Annotated in this window: 16 protein-coding genes; 8 read left to right on the forward strand and 8 right to left on the reverse strand. The window is 46.1% G+C overall.

Translation table 11 applies throughout. The features are described from left to right. Window positions 1-25: 25 nt before the first annotated feature. From JSY38_RS09530 to JSY38_RS09540, 3 genes are read right to left on the reverse strand one after another with little or no spacing between them, the layout of a single operon-like run. A complete protein-coding gene (locus JSY38_RS09530; RefSeq protein ID WP_205113053.1) occupies window positions 26-1,276 on the reverse strand; it encodes an NAD(P)/FAD-dependent oxidoreductase in 1,251 nt (416 codons plus the stop codon). Then, window positions 1,273-2,223: a 4-hydroxyproline epimerase gene (locus tag JSY38_RS09535; RefSeq protein WP_275586977.1), complete on the reverse strand. Its 951-nt coding sequence runs from the start codon at window positions 2,221-2,223 to the stop codon at window positions 1,273-1,275. The genes JSY38_RS09530 and JSY38_RS09535 overlap by 4 nt, the downstream gene beginning before the upstream one ends. Window positions 2,224-2,227: 4 nt before the next feature. Further along, complete coding sequence (locus JSY38_RS09540) at window positions 2,228-3,205, reverse strand: dihydrodipicolinate synthase family protein (RefSeq protein ID WP_205113054.1); 978 nt, start codon at window positions 3,203-3,205, stop codon at window positions 2,228-2,230. A gap of 211 nt (window positions 3,206-3,416) precedes the next feature. On the opposite strand from JSY38_RS09540, the gene JSY38_RS09545 reads away from it, so the two are divergent. Further along, window positions 3,417-3,770, forward strand: a complete 354-nt coding sequence (locus JSY38_RS09545) for a hypothetical protein (protein ID WP_205113055.1) — start codon at window positions 3,417-3,419, stop codon at window positions 3,768-3,770. A gap of 237 nt (window positions 3,771-4,007) precedes the next feature. On the opposite strand, the gene lpdA is transcribed toward JSY38_RS09545, so the two are convergent. Then, complete coding sequence (lpdA, locus tag JSY38_RS09550) at window positions 4,008-5,411, reverse strand: dihydrolipoyl dehydrogenase (protein WP_205113056.1); 1,404 nt, start codon at window positions 5,409-5,411, stop codon at window positions 4,008-4,010. 138 nt (window positions 5,412-5,549) lie between these two features. Here lpdA and JSY38_RS09555 point away from each other — a divergent pair, with 138 nt between their 5' ends. The 5 genes from JSY38_RS09555 (at window position 5,550) to JSY38_RS09575 (ending at window position 10,224) form a co-directional block, all read left to right on the forward strand. Then, window positions 5,550-6,113, forward strand: coding sequence for a TetR/AcrR family transcriptional regulator (locus JSY38_RS09555; RefSeq protein WP_205113057.1), 564 nt, complete (start codon window positions 5,550-5,552; stop codon window positions 6,111-6,113). An 81-nt stretch (window positions 6,114-6,194) separates the two neighbouring features. Then, window positions 6,195-7,133: a lauroyl-Kdo(2)-lipid IV(A) myristoyltransferase gene (lpxM, locus tag JSY38_RS09560; protein WP_205113058.1), complete on the forward strand. Its 939-nt coding sequence runs from the start codon at window positions 6,195-6,197 to the stop codon at window positions 7,131-7,133. Between the two features lie 103 nt (window positions 7,134-7,236). Further along, window positions 7,237-8,181, forward strand: a complete 945-nt coding sequence (gene hemF / locus JSY38_RS09565) for an oxygen-dependent coproporphyrinogen oxidase (RefSeq protein WP_114410547.1) — start codon at window positions 7,237-7,239, stop codon at window positions 8,179-8,181. A 40-nt stretch (window positions 8,182-8,221) separates the two neighbouring features. Continuing rightward, window positions 8,222-9,022 (forward strand): shikimate dehydrogenase, encoded by an 801-nt coding sequence (gene aroE, locus JSY38_RS09570; RefSeq protein WP_205113059.1) that lies wholly within the window; start codon window positions 8,222-8,224, stop codon window positions 9,020-9,022. A 41-nt stretch (window positions 9,023-9,063) separates the two neighbouring features. Further along, window positions 9,064-10,224 (forward strand): GNAT family N-acetyltransferase, encoded by a 1,161-nt coding sequence (locus JSY38_RS09575; protein WP_205113060.1) that lies wholly within the window; start codon window positions 9,064-9,066, stop codon window positions 10,222-10,224. Window positions 10,225-10,254: 30 nt separating this feature from the next. Here the strand turns inward: JSY38_RS09575 and JSY38_RS09580 are convergent, their stop codons facing one another. After that, entirely contained in the window at window positions 10,255-11,232 is a 978-nt protein-coding gene (locus tag JSY38_RS09580) for a helix-turn-helix transcriptional regulator (RefSeq protein WP_205113061.1), read from the reverse strand. Between the two features lie 138 nt (window positions 11,233-11,370). On the opposite strand from JSY38_RS09580, the gene JSY38_RS09585 reads away from it, so the two are divergent. Continuing rightward, window positions 11,371-12,018, forward strand: a complete 648-nt coding sequence (locus JSY38_RS09585; RefSeq protein ID WP_205113062.1) for a glutathione S-transferase family protein — start codon at window positions 11,371-11,373, stop codon at window positions 12,016-12,018. A gap of 102 nt (window positions 12,019-12,120) precedes the next feature. Here JSY38_RS09585 and hmpA read toward each other — a convergent pair whose 3' ends face one another. After that, a complete protein-coding gene (hmpA, locus tag JSY38_RS09590; protein WP_205113063.1) occupies window positions 12,121-13,311 on the reverse strand; it encodes an NO-inducible flavohemoprotein in 1,191 nt (396 codons plus the stop codon). A gap of 206 nt (window positions 13,312-13,517) precedes the next feature. Here hmpA and norR point away from each other — a divergent pair, with 206 nt between their 5' ends. Next, window positions 13,518-15,095 (forward strand): nitric oxide reductase transcriptional regulator NorR, encoded by a 1,578-nt coding sequence (norR, locus tag JSY38_RS09595; RefSeq protein WP_239543938.1) that lies wholly within the window; start codon window positions 13,518-13,520, stop codon window positions 15,093-15,095. A gap of 79 nt (window positions 15,096-15,174) precedes the next feature. On the opposite strand, the gene JSY38_RS09600 is transcribed toward norR, so the two are convergent. Together JSY38_RS09600 and JSY38_RS09605 are read right to left on the reverse strand one after the other, a co-directional pair. Next, complete coding sequence (locus JSY38_RS09600) at window positions 15,175-15,609, reverse strand: group II truncated hemoglobin (RefSeq protein WP_205113065.1); 435 nt, start codon at window positions 15,607-15,609, stop codon at window positions 15,175-15,177. A gap of 23 nt (window positions 15,610-15,632) precedes the next feature. Further along, on the reverse strand, window positions 15,633-15,827 hold the full coding sequence (locus JSY38_RS09605; protein WP_205113066.1) for a hypothetical protein: 195 nt from the start codon (window positions 15,825-15,827) through the stop codon (window positions 15,633-15,635). Window positions 15,828-16,126: the final 299 nt, after the last annotated feature.

Here is a 16,126-nt window from a genome sequence, read left to right on the forward strand (position 1 = left end):
AAGATTCAATGAAATGCGTATAAAATCACTTAAAACGCAAAGCTGAATAGGCTTCAAGTGGAATACTTGATGGCTGGTGGTGTATTAACTCCGCAACCAATTCCGCAGTGCCTGCGGATTGCGTTAAGCCTAAATGACCATGTCCGAAAGCATAAATCACCCGCTTAGATTGGCTGGAGTAACTGATGACAGGCAAGCTGTCTGGCATAGAGGGCCGAAAGCCCATCCATTGTTTACCATTTTCAATGTTCAGATCCGGTAAAAACTGAGCGGCTTTATCGAGCAAAATTTCGGAGCGCTTAAAGTTTGGCGCTAAAGACAAGCCACCTAATTCGACGGCGCCGCCAACCCGTACGCCACCGCCCGCCTTGGTGACCACAAAACCATGATTACTAAAAGTGATGTGGGTTTTTAAATCAAATGCACCAGCGGGCAAGGTTGTGTTGTACCCTCGTTCAGTATCGAGCGGCAAACTGTCACCAATAGACAGGGCTAAAGCTTTTGACCAAGCGCCTGCTGCTAGTACGATTTGGCTGGCTTCATAATCCGCCGAATCGCATTTTAAGCCAACTAAATCCTCTTTTAAATCAATAGCATGAACCATTGAAATGGCGATTTTACCGCCTAGTTTTTCAAACTCATTGGCCAAATGATCTGTCCAAATTTTAGGGTCGACAACATTTTTCCATTCTGGCGTAAAAACAGCATGAGTAAACCTAGGGTGAATGCCTGGCTGGATTTTGGCGATGGCCTGTGGGCAGAGCAGTAGCTCATAAACCACACCGTGTTCTTGGCGAGTCTGCCAGCCGGCAAGGCTGGCGTTGAACTCATCTTGTCCTTCGTAAAGCTGTAACTGCCCTTCGCGACGAATCATGGCTTCGCCATTAACTGCTTCAATCTGACGCTCTAATGCGGCTTTTGAAAAATTCATTAAACTGGCTTGCGCAGCTAAAGCGGCTTGGTATTTGTCTTTCCAGCTGGCGCGCCAGAAACGCAGCATCCAAGGCAATATTTTCAGTGCGTAAGCCGGACGCAAAGACAAAGGGCCGAGAGGATCGATCAACCATTTTGGCGCTTTGCGCATAATGCCCGGTGTCGCAAGAGGAATTACATCCGCAAAGGCGAACGCGCCTGCATTACCAGACGAAGTTTCAGCTGCGACGCCTCTACTGTCTAACACAAGGACTTGCTTGCCTTGCTGTTGAAGTTTTAGCGCTGCGCTTATTCCAATGATGCCTGCGCCAATGACGATGACATCATAGTGTTGCGAGTTCATAGTAACACTCCGTGGCGGAGCGGATCCGCAGGGTTGGTCATTATCTTGGCTTCTTTGGTGATAAAGGCTTGTCCAGTAATCGATGGCACGATAGCACCTTCTGGTACTTTGGCGGATGTGGAGAACTGATAACTCAACGTATAGCCGCTGCCGATGGTGCTTTCTTGGTAGATTTCTTCGCCAGGAGCGAGGCGCTGATCCGCTGCTAAACAGGATAAGCGAGCAGAACTGCCTGTGCCACAAGGCGAGCGGTCATAAGCATCGTCTGGGCACAAAACGAAATTACGACTGTGTCCTTTTTCTGTTAGTGCAGGCCCATAGAAAACAACGTGATCGATAATGCCGCCGTTTTCGCCCTCAATGCCATTGGCATAAATGCTTTCTCTTACCTTGATTCCTACTTCAGTCAGTGTACGAATATTGCTGGGCAAGACGGGCGTTGGACTGTCATTAACAATAAAGAACCAATTGCCACCGTAAGCAATATCACCGACAACCGTACCGACGCCTTCTACATTCAGAGTAACGCCTTTTTTTAAGCGGTAACTGTCTATGTTCTGCACTGTGACGGTATTGCTGTCGGTCAAAGTGACTTCAACAATGCCCACGGGCGTTTCTATCTTATGGGTGCCAATGCCTATTTTGCCAATGTGCGCCAGTGTCGCCGCAAGACCAATGGTGCCGTGACCACACATACCAATGACCGCCGCCGCATCAAAGTAAATTACCCCTGTAACGCACTCAGGGTTTGTTGGCTCGACCAACAATGCGCCCACCATGGCTTCTTGACCGTAGGGTTCCACCACTAATGAGCGATAGAAGTCTTTATGTTCTGTCGCAAGGCGTTTGGCTCGTTCAGCTAAAGGCCCAGATCCAAGATCAGGGCCACCTTCTAATACGACGCGGGTTGGTTCGCCTTCCGTATGGCTATCGACAACAACTATCATTGTGTTACCTGCATTCTGTAATCACTCCACCTTGTTTAGACCAATCGGCAAACCACGTCTTGAACAAGGCATATTGTTGTTCGCAGTAATGGCGTTGGGCATCGTTCAATTCGTCTGTTTCATTGAAATGTAAGCGGTATTCCTCTTCTCCATTCAACACTAACAAATATTTGAAGAAAAGCACCAATTCTGGACCTTCATCAAAGCTGGCTAATACACTAAAGGCCTCTTCCAACTCTTTTGCTCGGACTCGCGCTTCGGCATTGCCGGCGGCCGCTTTGCGTGACAAATTCGCCAGCAACAGCACCTCTTTTGGTAATGCTGTGCCTATACCTGTGATCGCACCGACTGCGCCACAATTTACGAAGCCATGGAAAACCGCGGTATCTACTCCGACCATGAGCAAGACACTGTCGTCTTTCGAAGTGATATTTTCCGCAGCATAACGAAGGTCGTCTTCACCACCAAACTCTTTAAAACCCACCAAATTTGCGTGCTCAGCACGTAAGCTGAAAAACAAATCAGCGCGCGTTGCGAACCCATACACTGGGCTATTGTAAATAATAGCAGGCACATCTGGTGCGGCTGACAATATCGCCTTGAAATGGTTCTTTTGCGCAGCAATCACTGTACCGCGAGACAGAACACGAGGAATCACCATCAAGCCTGCCGCTCCGACTTTTTGTGCGTGAGCCGCCAGCGCTACTGCGGACTTTGTGTTAATCGCCCCAGTGCCGACCACTACAGGTACACCAGCATCCACCAAGCGCTCCACGCCTTCCATGCGCTCGGCATCCGTTAACAAAGGCCAATCACCCATAGAACCGCAATACACCACCGCCGACATCCCCGCCGCGATCATTTCCTTACCCTTCTTCACCAAGCCATCGAAATCGGGCGTGCGATCCGCCTTACAAGGCGTCATCAACGCCGGCATGATGCCGTTAAAAACACTAACATCTAACACTGCATTACTCATCATTCGATACCTTTTCAAAGAAATTGGAGGAATTTGCTGACCATTAGTAAAAATGGATTTTGTATCCAAAATATACCGAGTGCAAAAAGTAGTCAATGAATTATCTGCATAGGTGCGATTTCTACAAAGATTTATACTGTTCTACTTGCTGGCTTTTGAAGAAGTGTGTTCTATATGTTTGCCTATAACGTTTAATAAGTTGTAAGAGGTTTGTTTGTCCTATTTAGATCAGTTCATGCAGCAGTGGAAAACGTATTTACAACAGCAGCTTTCCCTATGTGGCATGAACTATATAGTCTCGGAGGCTGGTGATGCTGCGGATATTAAGACGAATTCATTGGCGTATTTCAGTTGGCTTCGGACGACTTCTGGAGCCAATAAGAGTTTCGATGAATCAAGGGATGAAGTCGCTTGGATCATGCTGGAAAAGCAGTTAAAAGCCTTTGCGGAAAAAGCAGAAAAAGGTACGTTTGATCTAGTATCGAAGCTACACCTTGAGGAAAACCAAATTCAGATAGTTCTCAATTTTAGTTATGATGACGAGCAACATATCGTTTATGTGAGTTGAGCTCTGATTTCTTAATTATCGCGTTTCATCATAAGAAAATATTCTTGTCGTTTCCGAGAAGGAGGGTGTTGCTAAACCACTTCCGTTGATCTTGTAGGTCGCGCATTTATGCCGACAAAAAACTCGTTACAACAAATTTCGTCTTGTCGGGCTAAAGCCACGACCTAAAAAAACAATATAAATCAATAGGTTGTAATTTAGAAAACATAGGTTTCTCACGCAAAAGTCTCGTAATCATTAAGCCTTTTTCGCTGTCTTGTTCGGCAAGTCGGTAATCGTCCCGGCGCCGAGTTCTGCAGCTAAGCCAACGGTTTCATGGAGGCTTGGGTGAGCGTGGATAGTTAAGGCAATGTCTTCTAATGTGGCACCTAGTTCGATGGCTAGGGTCAGTTCTCCGAGTAATTCCCCTGCATGAGAACCAACGATACCAGCACCTAAGACGCGGTCTGTTGTTTCGTCATAAATGAGTTTGGTTTTGCCTTGGGTCACGCCGGAGGCAATGGCGCGTCCACTGGCACTCCATGGAAATACGGCGGTTTTAACTGGAATATCCTGCTTTTTCGCTTCAGTTTCGGTTAAACCAACCCAAGCCACTTCTGGGAAAGTGTAGGCAATAGAAGGAATAGCAAGCGGTTGAAAATCGACCTTGTGACCCGCAATTACCTCGGCGACGGTATGGCCTTGGTGCGAGGCTTTATGCGCCAGCATCGGGCCATGAGTGACATCGCCAATAGCGTAAATATTGGGTACAGATGTTTGGCACTTATCATCAGTCAATACAAAACCACGCTCGTCTAATTTGACGCCAATGTCTGAAATACCAGCGGTTTTGCCATTCGGTGAGCGACCGACAGCAACCTGTACTGCATCGACAGCGAGCTGGCGTTCGCCATCTTTGTCCTTCAAGGTAACGTTTAACGCTTCTGGTGTGGCTTCTATATTGGTCACTTGGGTTTTGGTTAAAAAGCTCATGCGGTCTTTGTTGACTTGCTCGAAGACCTTCACAAGGTCTTTGTCTGCGCCTGTCATGACCTGCTCGCCAAGCTCGGCAACCGTAATTTTCGCGCCGAGTGATTGATAAACCGTTGCCATTTCTAAACCAATAATGCCGCCGCCAAGTATCAATAGGTGCTCTGGAATACGTTCGAGCTGTAGCGCGCTGGTGGAGTCTAAAATACGTGGATCGTCATATGGCACAAAGGGCAGTTTAATGGCACGAGAACCCACGGCGATGATGGCGTTTTTGAATGCTACTTTTTCTTCTGAACCATCTTTTGAGACTGTAATAGAGTTTGTAGAGTCAAACTTGCCTTCACCATAAAAAACCGTGACTTTTCGCCCCTTAGCCATCAGTGCAAGGTTGCTGGTTAGAGTGTCTACGGTGGATTGTCTGTGGTGTCGAATGGCTTCAAGATTGATAGTCGGCTTGGCAAATTGCACGCCATGAGCAGGCTCGTCAGCCATCAGGATTTTACCTGCAACATGCAAAAGCGCTTTGGAGGGAATGCAGCCAACGTTTAAACAAACGCCGCCCAAGGTCCTGTGGCGCTCTATCATGGCGACGTTTAAACCTAAATCGGCTGCTCGAAACGCCGCTGCATACCCGCCAGGACCACTGCCCAACACTACTAAATCGTACATTATATTCTTCTCCTCTGGCTGTTTGATGAGGTAGGAAAGCATGCTACCTATCACTAGATAGGTAGAATATAGCTTGAGTATTCAAGTAGGGTCAATAAAATACCTATCACTAGATAGATAAATACATGAGATAAGTAAATGACGACGGATAAAAACGACACCAAAACGAAAATTATGGACACGGCCGAAGGCTTTATAGTGCAAGGTGGCTATAACGCGTTTAGCTTCCGAGACATCGCTGACGCGGTAGGGATTAAAAGTGCGAGTGTTCACTATCACTATCCGACCAAAGCCGACTTGGTCTCTGCCGTGATGGCTCGTTACACCGAATCGTTCTCTATACAATTACCCGACCCAACAGACGAAAGCTTAGATCCAAAAATTATGATCAATGGATTCATCGATGGCTTTAAAGCCAAGATAGTTGATCAGCGTGACATGAGCTTGTGTACTATGTTGACATCGAACAAGCCAATTTTACCTGAGGCGGTTTGTGTTGAGTTGGCTGCATTTTATCAGTTAATCTTAGATTGGCTGACTCAAGTCTTTATGCGTTTGAATGAAGCCACTGAAAAAATCGGATTTATGCAAGCGAGTCAACTACTTGCCTGTCTGCATGGGGCTTCAATTCTGGTACAAGGCACGAATCAGCCTGACTTTTTTGATCACGCTCTATCCGACTTTCGAAGTCGTTATCTATAAAACCATACGAGATACTAATTTCAGGCATGGCATGATTGAGGTATCATAAAGCTTCCATGTTTTATGCGAAAAGTTTGCTTAATGAGTCCAGCCGAAAAGCATTTATACAGTCCCACTTTTGAGTGGCGTTTTCTTCATCCACGTTTTTGGTTGACGTGGATTGGTGTATTTTTTTCGCTACTAATTGCCTATTTTCCTCAGCGCTGGCGAGATAAGTTAGCCAGTTGGGTTGCCTGTCATTTGTTGCATACCAAGAGCGGAGCGTTAAAACGAGCGCGAATAAACTTAGAACAATGTTTTCCAGAAAAACCGCTTGAAGAGCGCGAGGCGCTGTTGAAGAAAAACTTTCAAACAGCAGCACAGTTTTTTATCGCTTATGGTGAGCTAATTGTGCGCAGTAAGCGGCATTGCGAAAATCGTTGTGTTATGTCTGGGGAAGAGCATTTGTTCCCTCTGTTGGAAAGCGATCAAAATGTGATAGCTTTGGTCCCGCATTGTTGGGCCATTGATTACGCGGGTGTGATGTTGACAGCCAGAGGTCATAAAACGGTGGCCATGATTCGCATTCAGAAAAACCCCATTTTCAACTGGTTAATTCACCGTCAGCGTACTCGTTATGGCGCACGTGTTTATTGTCGTACAAGCGGGATTAAGCCTTTCATGTCTTCGGTCAAAGAAGGCTATTTAGGCTATTACTTGCCAGATGAAGATTTGGGTGCCCAGCATTCGGTGTTTACGCCTTTCTTTGCATCAAACAAAGCGACAATGAAGGGGCTGGGTAAATTAGCCAAACTAAGTAACGCGAAAGTTGTGCCTATGCTGCCTGCCTATAATGCCGAAACTGGCAAATATGAGCTTTTCATTTCTCCTCCGCTAGAGAACTTTCCTAGTGGAGATGAAACGACTGATGCATTGATAATGAATCAGGCGTTGGAGGCTATGATCGCCAAACATCCTGAACAATACATGTGGGTGCTTAATTTACTGCGAACGCGTCCTGATGGATCCCGTCTTTATTAGTGAGATGCTTCACGAAAATTGTCTATTAAGTGATAAACTACGGCCTACATAATTAGGCCGTTTTTATTTACTCTACAATCGACACCACAAGATGGAGCATTTCATGTCAGCAAGCTCAACCGCTACGGTAACGAACCTTGATGTCCAAGCCGTTAAAGACTATCTCCTGTCTCTTCAAGATCACATTTGCGCGACGTTAGAAAGTGTTGAGCCGTCTATGCGTTTTAAAGAAGATGCTTGGGATCGACCGAATGGCGGTGGCGGACGCACTCGTGTTATCGCCGGTGGTGAGGTTATTGAAAAAGGGGGCGTGAACTTCTCTCACGTCATGGGAGACAACTTACCGCCCTCGGCGACAGCAGATCGTCCAGAACTAGCTGGTGGGCGATTTGAAGCCATGGGAGTGTCTTTGGTTATTCATCCGAACAATCCAATGGCCCCGACATCTCATGCCAATGTACGTTTGTTTATCGTCTATAAAGATGGCATGGCGCCAGTTTGGTGGTTTGGTGGCGGTTTTGACCTGACACCGTATTATGGCTTTGATGAAGACTGTATCCATTGGCACCAAGCGTCTTACGATGCGGTTGAGCCCTTCGGTGAAGGTTATTATTCTCGTTTTAAAACATGGTGTGACGAGTATTTTTATTTGAAACATCGTGGCGAACCGCGTGGTATCGGCGGTTTGTTTTATGATGACTTTAACGACGGCAGCTTTGAGCATTGTTTCGGCATGATGCAATCGGTAGGTAATGCTTATACTGAAGCGTATTTGCCAATTTTAGAGCGTCGCAAAGATTTGCCATTCACAGAGCAGCAGCGAGATTTCCAACTGCATCGTCGCGGGCGTTATGTGGAGTTCAATTTGGTGTTTGACCGTGGTACGCATTTTGGTTTGCAGAGCGGATTGGGTCGGACTGAGTCTATATTGATGTCCTTACCGCCGGAAGTTCGCTGGACCTATGAGTATCAAATTGAGCCAAACAGTGAAGAAGCAAAATTAACTGATTATTACCTAACATCAAAAGAGTGGCTGGCTGCGCGCTAGTTGCGGCTTACTATTAGAAGAATTATCAAGGGAATACATTGTGGATCAATACGCTGTTGTTGGAAACCCGATTGCTCACAGTAAATCACCGAGCATTCACGCGCATTTTGCTGAACTAACAAAACAAGAATTGGCCTATTCTACCTTGCTTGGTGATGAAGCAGAGTTCGAAAACCAAGTCAGAGATTTTTTTGGAAAAGGCGGCAAAGGCTTGAATGTCACAGTGCCTTTTAAAGAACGTGCTTATGCCATGTGCGACATCTTAAGCCAGCGCGCCAAACAAGCGGGCGCGGTGAATACCTTGATGATGGGACGAAATGGTGACCTTTTCGGCGACAATACCGATGGAATAGGTATGGTTCGTGACATTGTTAGCAACCACGGACAAAGTTTGACCGACAAACGTATTCTTATTTTGGGGGCTGGTGGCGCGGTGCGTGGCGTGCTTGAACCTGTTTTGTCTGAGAACCCAGAATCTGTCACCATCGCGAATCGTACGGTCGTAAAGGCGCAGATTTTAGCGGATCATTTTGATTGTCTGGCGTCGTCTTTTGAGGCACTCGAAGGTCATTTTGATATTATTATCAATGGTACCTCAGCGAGTTTATCTGGCAGTTTGCCACCCTTAAAAGGTGAGCTAATAAACGCTAAAACATGGTGCTACGACATGATGTATGGCAAAGGGCGCACCATCTTTCTACAGTGGGCCCATGAACATGGCGCCGATGGCGCTGATGGTCTTGGTATGCTCGTAGGCCAAGCCGCAGAAGCCTTTTATCTGTGGCGACAAATTCGTCCTGAAACGGCCAGTTTAGTCGAGGTAATGCGCCAGCAGATGTAAATCTAACGGTATTGGCAATCAGCGATAGAAAGGAAAGTAGTATGAAAGCGCAGTGGTTCAATTCGGTCGATCAAATAGGCGAAGCCAAATGGCAAGAGGCTATTGGAGAAACGCGATACCCGTTTGCGCAATTTGCTTTTCATCAAGCGTTAGAACAAAGCAAAAGTATTGGCGACGGAACCGGTTGGTATCCTGAATACTTGCTGGTAATGGACGATGATGACAGCCCTCTTGCCATCGCCCCAACCTATTTGAAAACCCACTCCCAAGGTGAATTTGTTTTCGATTGGTCTTGGGCGGATGCCTACCAGCGTTACGGCATGCGTTACTTCCCTAAACGTATCTGGGCAATTCCTTTTTCCCCAGTAACTGGCTTACGTATCTTCTCTCACCTTGATCCAAAAGGCGATGATGACGAGTTTTCTCATCTGTACCCAGCGCTGGCCGAATTGATGACTCAAGCCAACCAAGAACGTGCGTTTTCAAGCTGGCATCTGTTATTTACCAAGCCAGAACACGCGGCGTTGTTCGCACCAAACAAAGATCTGCTGCACCGCATTTCCTGTCAGTTTCATTGGTTCAATCGTGATTACAAAGATATGGAAGATTACTTATCTCACTTCTCTAGCCGTAAACGCAAAACGGCACGTAAGGAGCGAGACAAAGTCGCCAAAGAAGGCATTACACTGACGCGCACCATCGGCAAAGATTTAACCACAGCAGACATCGATTTCTTTTACCTGTGCTATCAATCCACTTACGCTAAACGTGGACAGCAAGGTTATTTGACGCGAGAGTTTTTCGGTCAATTAGCTAAGAATATGGGTGATCAAATTCTCTTGGTACAAGCGTTCAGAGGCGATGAAGCCATCGCAGCGTCTTGGTGTTTCTTCGACGATCACTCTTTGTATGGTCGTTATTGGGGCTGTATGGAAGAAGTGGATTGCCTGCATTTCGAAGCTTGCTACTACCAAGGCATCGAGTTTTGCTTGGAAAAAGGGTTACAGCATTTTGATCCTGGTACTCAAGGGGAACACAAAATCGCCCGCGGTTTTGAACCTGTCTTCAGCCACAGTATTCACTACATTGCCCACGAAGGCTTCCGCGAAGCCATTGGCAACTTCTGTGAAGAAGAGGCGCAAGCCGTGCGTGAGTACCATCAAGATACCCACGCGTTATTGCCGTTTAAGCAGGAAAGCTGATTACTGCCAATGGCTCGGGAGGAAATTTGCTTAATTTGGAGAATCATTTCTCTGATACAGCACTGCCAAGGACGACACCAGACCTTCCATTGCTATGCGTAGTTCTGGTGGGCCAATGACTTCTAGTTCGGCACCAAAGCGCAAGAGTTCCGCGCAGCCGTGTACCGATTCTCCCACTGGAAATTTGGCTCGGTGCCAGCCTGAATCATCCATTGGCTCAATCGTCGCTTGTCTCACCACATAAGAAGAACTCACGTATTCCATGATCTTAACACCCAACGCGGTTAAACGTACTTCGGCGATAATTGGAAATTGAAGCGCTTCCATACGGCGTAAACTATCCTGCCAAAACGCGGCTAAATTGAAGTCTTTAGGCCGCTCGAATGTCTCATCCAGTAAGGTCAGTGATTCAATACGAGATACGCGATACGTTCGAACGTCTGTATCGACCTTCGCCATCAAATACCACTGTCCACCTTTTAAAACGATGCCTAGAGGTTGGGTCTGACGTTGTATTTCGCCTTTCCAACTCTGATAGCGCATGGTAATAAGCTGTTGCTCCAATACGGCAGTCATCAATGTTGGCAAGTAGGTGACTTGTTCATCGTCAGAAAACCAATTTGGCGCATCCAGCAAAAATCGGCTCTGTAAGCGGTCGGATTCATAGCGCATGTCTTCCGGTAAGGCGGCTTTTAATTTCAATTGCGCGTCAGCAAGAGTTGCTTGCAGCCCCATTTTTTGAGCTGGACCGGACAACCCCGTCAGAAACAGTGTTTCGGCTTCCTTCGCGGAAAGTCCATTCAGTCGGGTCCGATAACCTTGCAACAACCGATAGCCACCTTGCACTCCTTGTTCGCTGTAGACGGGGACGCCAATGGCGCTAAGTGCTTCGATATCCCGATAAACCGTGCGAATAGAGATTTCACAGGCGTCAGCTAATGCACGCGCGGTGACCTTTTCATGGGTCTGTAACATCATCAGAAGTTTCAGTATTCGACTGGCTCGCATGGGGGCTCTCTTTTTAGTGCCAAGCAGGTTGTATTTTTTCAGTATAGCGAAGATACCTGACATCAGGTGGCAGGTTTAGTCACTAATATAGCTCATGTACAACCAAAAATGATCTAACAACTTACTGAGGTAACGGATATGAGCGAGATTCAAAGCAGCCAAGACACCATCACTCTGTACCATGCTCCACAAACCAGAGGCACTGGCGTTTTGGTTTTGCTAGAAGAATTAGGTGTACCCTATGAGATGAAAGTGCTGAATTTTAAAGCAGGAGAAAACCAGCAGCCGGAATTTTTGGCTATTAATCCTTTGGGTAAACTCCCAACCCTTGTTCACAATGGCACTGTAGTCACCGAACAAGTCGCTTGTTATCTATATTTGGCTGATCTTTTCCCTGAAAAAGGTTTGGCACCCGCTTTAAATGACCCAAAACGTGGTGCTTATTTGCGCTGGATGGCCTACCAAGGCAGCAGCTTTGAACCCGCTTTGATCGACAAAGCCTTTAATCGCTCTCCTGTTGAAGCGTCTCAATTAGCTTATGGTAGTTTTGATAAAATGCTGAAAACACTGTTCGACCAAATAGCCAAAGGTCCTTATTTATTAGGAGAACAACTTTATGCTGTTGATATTCTGTGGGGTATCAGCTTGAAATGGTGTCGTATGTTTGGACTAATCACTACGAACCCTGTGGTGGATGCTTATATTGAGCGTGTAATCTCACGTCCAGCGTTTATTAAAGCTGAACAACAAGATCAAGCACTGTTGCTTGCCCAGGAAAGTGAGTAACCCCCTCCCAACCTCCCCCTTAGCAGGGGAAGGAGCCAGTCTTGCTGTATTAACTCCCTCCCTTTTTGTTTTTCAAAGGGAGGGTTAGGGAGGAGTTAAAGATCACACCTCTTGATGCGGGCCGAACAATTCGTAATGAATACGGTCGGCTTCTACGCCTAGGGTGAGTAGTTGCTGTTTGACAAACATCATGAAGCCAACGGGTCCACATAAGTAAAACTCGCCATCCGTCAGCGGTAAGCTGTCTTTTATTGCTTCTAATTGCATCATGCCGTTTAACACGCCTTCTTCTTCATTGTCAGCTTGCTCGTACCAAGTGTGAACGGACAAATTCAGTTGTCCTTTCAAACTGTTCACGTGCTCTTTGAAGGAATGCTGGCCTTGATGAGCACAAGCGTGCAAATAGCTTACAGGACGGCTGTATTGTTGCTTAGCGAGCGTGTTTAGCATAGCTTGCATTGGCGTTAAACCAACACCGCCAGAAATCAGTACCACAGGTGTTTGTTTGTCTTTAAACACGAAATCCCCAGCCGGTGGCATGGCTTCAATTTCATCGCCAATGTTTAAGTGATCGTGAAGGTAATTCGACATAACTCCCTTGATATCGCCCGCACCTTCGCGCTTTACGCTGATACGATAATTTTTACCATTTGGCGCTGTTGATAGAGAGTATTGACGTATCTCATCGAATTCATTGCCTTTTGGATGTAACTTAACGCCCAAATATTGGCCTGGCTGGTAATCAATTACCGCGCCACCATCGACAGGCTCAAACACAAAACTGGTGACCAAATCGGACTCTGGTGTTTTAGACGCCACACGGAAACGACGGAAGTCTTTCCAGCCACCAAGTTGCGCAGCGCGTTCTTTATAAAGATCGCCTTCGACTTGGATAAAGATTCCTGCTAGTTGCATGTAAGCTGCGACCCATGCTTCTTCTACGTCCTTGGTGAAGGCGTCTGGTGCTAACTCACGCAAGGTTTCAATCAGGTGATGGCCAACGATGTCGTATTGATTCGGTTGGATATTGAAACTGGTGTGTTTATGGGCAATACGCATGACAGCACTGGTAAGCACTTCTAAGTTATCGATGTGTGTTGCGTAGGCCGCGATAGCATTGAATAAGGCTGCTGGTTGGCCACCTGTTTTTTGGTGGGTCATGTTGAACACATCTTTTAGTTCTGGGTTATGAGAAAACATGCGTTGGTAAAAATGTTCTGTAATCGCTGTTCCTGCAGACGCTAATAAGGGAATTGTGGCTTTTACTGTGTCTATATGTTGTTGAGATAACATGGTTGTATCCTTTTGACGTAGATGAATAAAATCGGGTTATCTTCTCTATAGCGAAGTACGTGCCAACTTAAAATTTCTAATAAAATCAATGTTTTATTTTTATTTCAGCTATTTAAGAGTCAATATGACTCGCTAATATAAAAGTCTATATGATATCTTTGAGTCAAATTGACACGAACAGTCATTCGTCCTATGAGTCGATCATCATGAATCAGGTTTCTAATAATGCTTTGTTAAGCTTTGCCCTCGACCTTGCCAGCGCCGTAACGCAACCTAATCGCTTCGAGCAATTGGTGTACGCGGTGCGGGCAACGATCAACTGCGATGCGGTGGTCTTGTTGTCTCACAGTAATGGTGTGCTGACGCCGCTGGCTCAGCGTGGTTTATCGGAAGACCTAATGGGGCGACGCTTTATTATTGATGAACACCCGCGCTTGAAAGCGATCAGTCGTGGGCATTATCCGGTTCGTTTTCCTGCCGATTCCGATCTCCCCGACCCTTACGATGGCATGGTGTTAGGTCATGACGAGAATTTGCCTGTGCATTCTTGTATGGGTGTGCCGCTGTATTTGGAAGGCAAATTGATTGGCGTGGTGACATTAGACAGCATCCTGCCGGGCGTTTTTGATGATATCGACGCACGTGCGTTAGAAATCATCGGCACCATGGCGGCGATGACGCTCAACACCGCTATCTTGATGGAGCAATTAGAGAACCAATCACAACATGCTCAGAACGTATTGAAAGTAATTGGCGAGCAAAACCATGAAATGATAGGTCAGAGCAAAGCCATGCAAGACCTTAAACAGTCGATTAATCTGGTTGCCTCATCGGATTTTGCCATTTTGATTGAAGGAGAAACGGGCGTAGGCAAAGAGTTGGTTGCGAGAGCCTTGCATGAGCAATCTGCGCGCTCTGAAGCGCCAATGGTTTATGTGAACTGCGCTGCGATTCCTCATCATCTTATCGAAAGTGAGTTGTTTGGCCATGTAAAAGGCGCCTTTACTGGTGCGGATCGAGATCGCGACGGTAAGTTTTTATTGGCCGACGGTGGAACCTTATTACTTGATGAAATTGGCGAACTGCCGCTAGAAGTACAAGGCACTTTGCTTCGTGCTATCCAAAACCAAGAAATCCAAGCGGTAGGTAAAGATCAAATCCGCAAAGTAAACGTACGTATCATTGCTGCGACCAACCGACATTTAAAAACCGAAGTAGCAGAGAATCGTTTTCGAGCGGATTTATTTCATCGCCTCAGTGTGTTCCCGATTCAAGTTCCTGCGCTGCGAGACAGACAAGGTGACATTGCATTATTGGCCGGCTTTTTTGCCGAGCGCTTCCGACGTAAATTGGGTCTGCAACAACTCACCTTGTCTGCGTCGGCAATCAATTTATTAGATGCTTATCACTGGCCCGGAAATGTGCGCGAGCTAGAGCATGTTATTTCTCGTGCTGCGCTTTTCTCTAAGGCCGAGAGTTCAAAAGCTGATAATCCAAAGGGCATTACCGTTATCACTTCTACTCATTTAACAGGGTTACAAATTGATAATAGTGCTAAAGAAAAGATACAGAAAAATGAGCTGGAGCCGCGTTTAGAAAAACACAAACCAATCGATTTGCGTTTAGAAACAGAAACTTATCAACGAAATCTAATCCGTAAAGCGCTAGAAGACAATCAAGGAAATTGGACCAAAGCCGCTCAGCAGCTGTCTTTGGACCGCGCCAACCTAGCCCGCTTGGCGAAACGCTTAGGCATCTTCGTCGCCAAAGAAATTCGCTCTTAATCGTAAAGCGTTTCAGAAGCGCAATGACATTCCACTGAGGGAGGCGACAGTTTCGAAGAGGAATGTCATTGTGTTTCGTTTAAACTGATTCGCTGTGCCTAGCCGCACTCACCTGTCGAATCCGTTCCGCGGGAAATTCGAGTTTAGGTAATAAATAGGCTTTCAAATCTTCTGGATAACCTAATTCATCGAGAGCGGCTGCCATGCAGTTTAACCACATGGCTTTTTCTTTTTCGGTGACGATTAAGTGTGCGTGGGCTTGAGGTAAGCTGATTGGACCGTATTTTTGCGAGAAGAGTTTTTCGCCGCCCATCCAGCCAGATAGAAAAGACACCAGTTTATCGATGGTCAGTTCAATATTGCTAGGATGCATATCAAACAGCGGACGAAAATCTGGCGTGTTTTCCATGATGCGATAGAAGGCTTCGACTAATTTTTGCAAGCCCAGTAACCCGCCAACAGCTTGTAGAGTTGCGTCACCTTCACCATATACTGGTGGATTGGATAGAGTCATTTTATTCGGCGTCTTGTTTGGAATTATTTGGCTGATTTTGTGTTTTTTTTTGCTTCTTTCTCTTTGTCCATTTTGATCGAGTTGCGGTAGCCACCTATTGCCGCCAAAGCGCCAATGATAAAGCTCATATAAAGCGGAATTTGAAACAACATAGTAATACTGATGAAGACACATCCGACGGCTAAACCTTCGAGAAAGGGCTTGAATTGCTTGAGCATAGGAGTTCTCCGGACGATAAAAAAATAATCGCAAGTTTAGCAAATTTCCACGAAGAAGTGAGCTACTTGTGGAAAAAAGTACCACTTATCCAACATTAGAACGTGGTAATATTTTATATTTTTATGGTGACGTTTCTTGTGGACAAGTTAGTGAATAGTGCAAAAAAGAATCATCCCATGGTTTTTTTCAGGAAAAAAACCTCTTTTATGGTGAAAAGTGCCGCTTAATGTGAATAACTGCTATGATTTTCCACATTTTTTTCTGGTGCATGATTCCGCTGCTGGTCGATTTTTACCCA

It is taken from the genome of Marinomonas foliarum, from assembly GCF_016906065.1.
In the GTDB taxonomy this organism is placed as follows: Bacteria; Pseudomonadota; Gammaproteobacteria; order Pseudomonadales; family Marinomonadaceae; genus Marinomonas; species Marinomonas foliarum.

Bases quoted from the DNA above. Each gene is read 5' to 3' on its own strand.
- JSY38_RS09530 (WP_205113053.1), bottom strand. From the start codon at position 1,276: ATGAACTCGCAACACTATGATGTCATCGTCATTGGCGCAGGCATCATT.
- JSY38_RS09535 (WP_275586977.1), bottom strand. From the start codon at position 2,223: ATGATAGTTGTTGTCGATAGCCATACGGAAGGCGAACCAACCCGCGTC.
- JSY38_RS09540 (WP_205113054.1), bottom strand. From the start codon at position 3,205: ATGATGAGTAATGCAGTGTTAGATGTTAGTGTTTTTAACGGCATCATG.
- lpdA (WP_205113056.1), bottom strand. From the start codon at position 5,411: ATGTACGATTTAGTAGTGTTGGGCAGTGGTCCTGGCGGGTATGCAGCG.
- JSY38_RS09555 (WP_205113057.1), top strand. From the start codon at position 5,550: ATGACGACGGATAAAAACGACACCAAAACGAAAATTATGGACACGGCC.
- lpxM (WP_205113058.1), top strand. From the start codon at position 6,195: ATGAGTCCAGCCGAAAAGCATTTATACAGTCCCACTTTTGAGTGGCGT.
- hemF (WP_114410547.1), top strand. From the start codon at position 7,237: ATGTCAGCAAGCTCAACCGCTACGGTAACGAACCTTGATGTCCAAGCC.
- JSY38_RS09575 (WP_205113060.1), top strand. From the start codon at position 9,064: ATGAAAGCGCAGTGGTTCAATTCGGTCGATCAAATAGGCGAAGCCAAA.
- JSY38_RS09580 (WP_205113061.1), bottom strand. From the start codon at position 11,232: ATGCGAGCCAGTCGAATACTGAAACTTCTGATGATGTTACAGACCCAT.
- JSY38_RS09585 (WP_205113062.1), top strand. From the start codon at position 11,371: ATGAGCGAGATTCAAAGCAGCCAAGACACCATCACTCTGTACCATGCT.
- hmpA (WP_205113063.1), bottom strand. From the start codon at position 13,311: ATGTTATCTCAACAACATATAGACACAGTAAAAGCCACAATTCCCTTA.
- norR (WP_239543938.1), top strand. From the start codon at position 13,518: ATGAATCAGGTTTCTAATAATGCTTTGTTAAGCTTTGCCCTCGACCTT.
- JSY38_RS09600 (WP_205113065.1), bottom strand. From the start codon at position 15,609: ATGACTCTATCCAATCCACCAGTATATGGTGAAGGTGACGCAACTCTA.
- JSY38_RS09605 (WP_205113066.1), bottom strand. From the start codon at position 15,827: ATGCTCAAGCAATTCAAGCCCTTTCTCGAAGGTTTAGCCGTCGGATGT.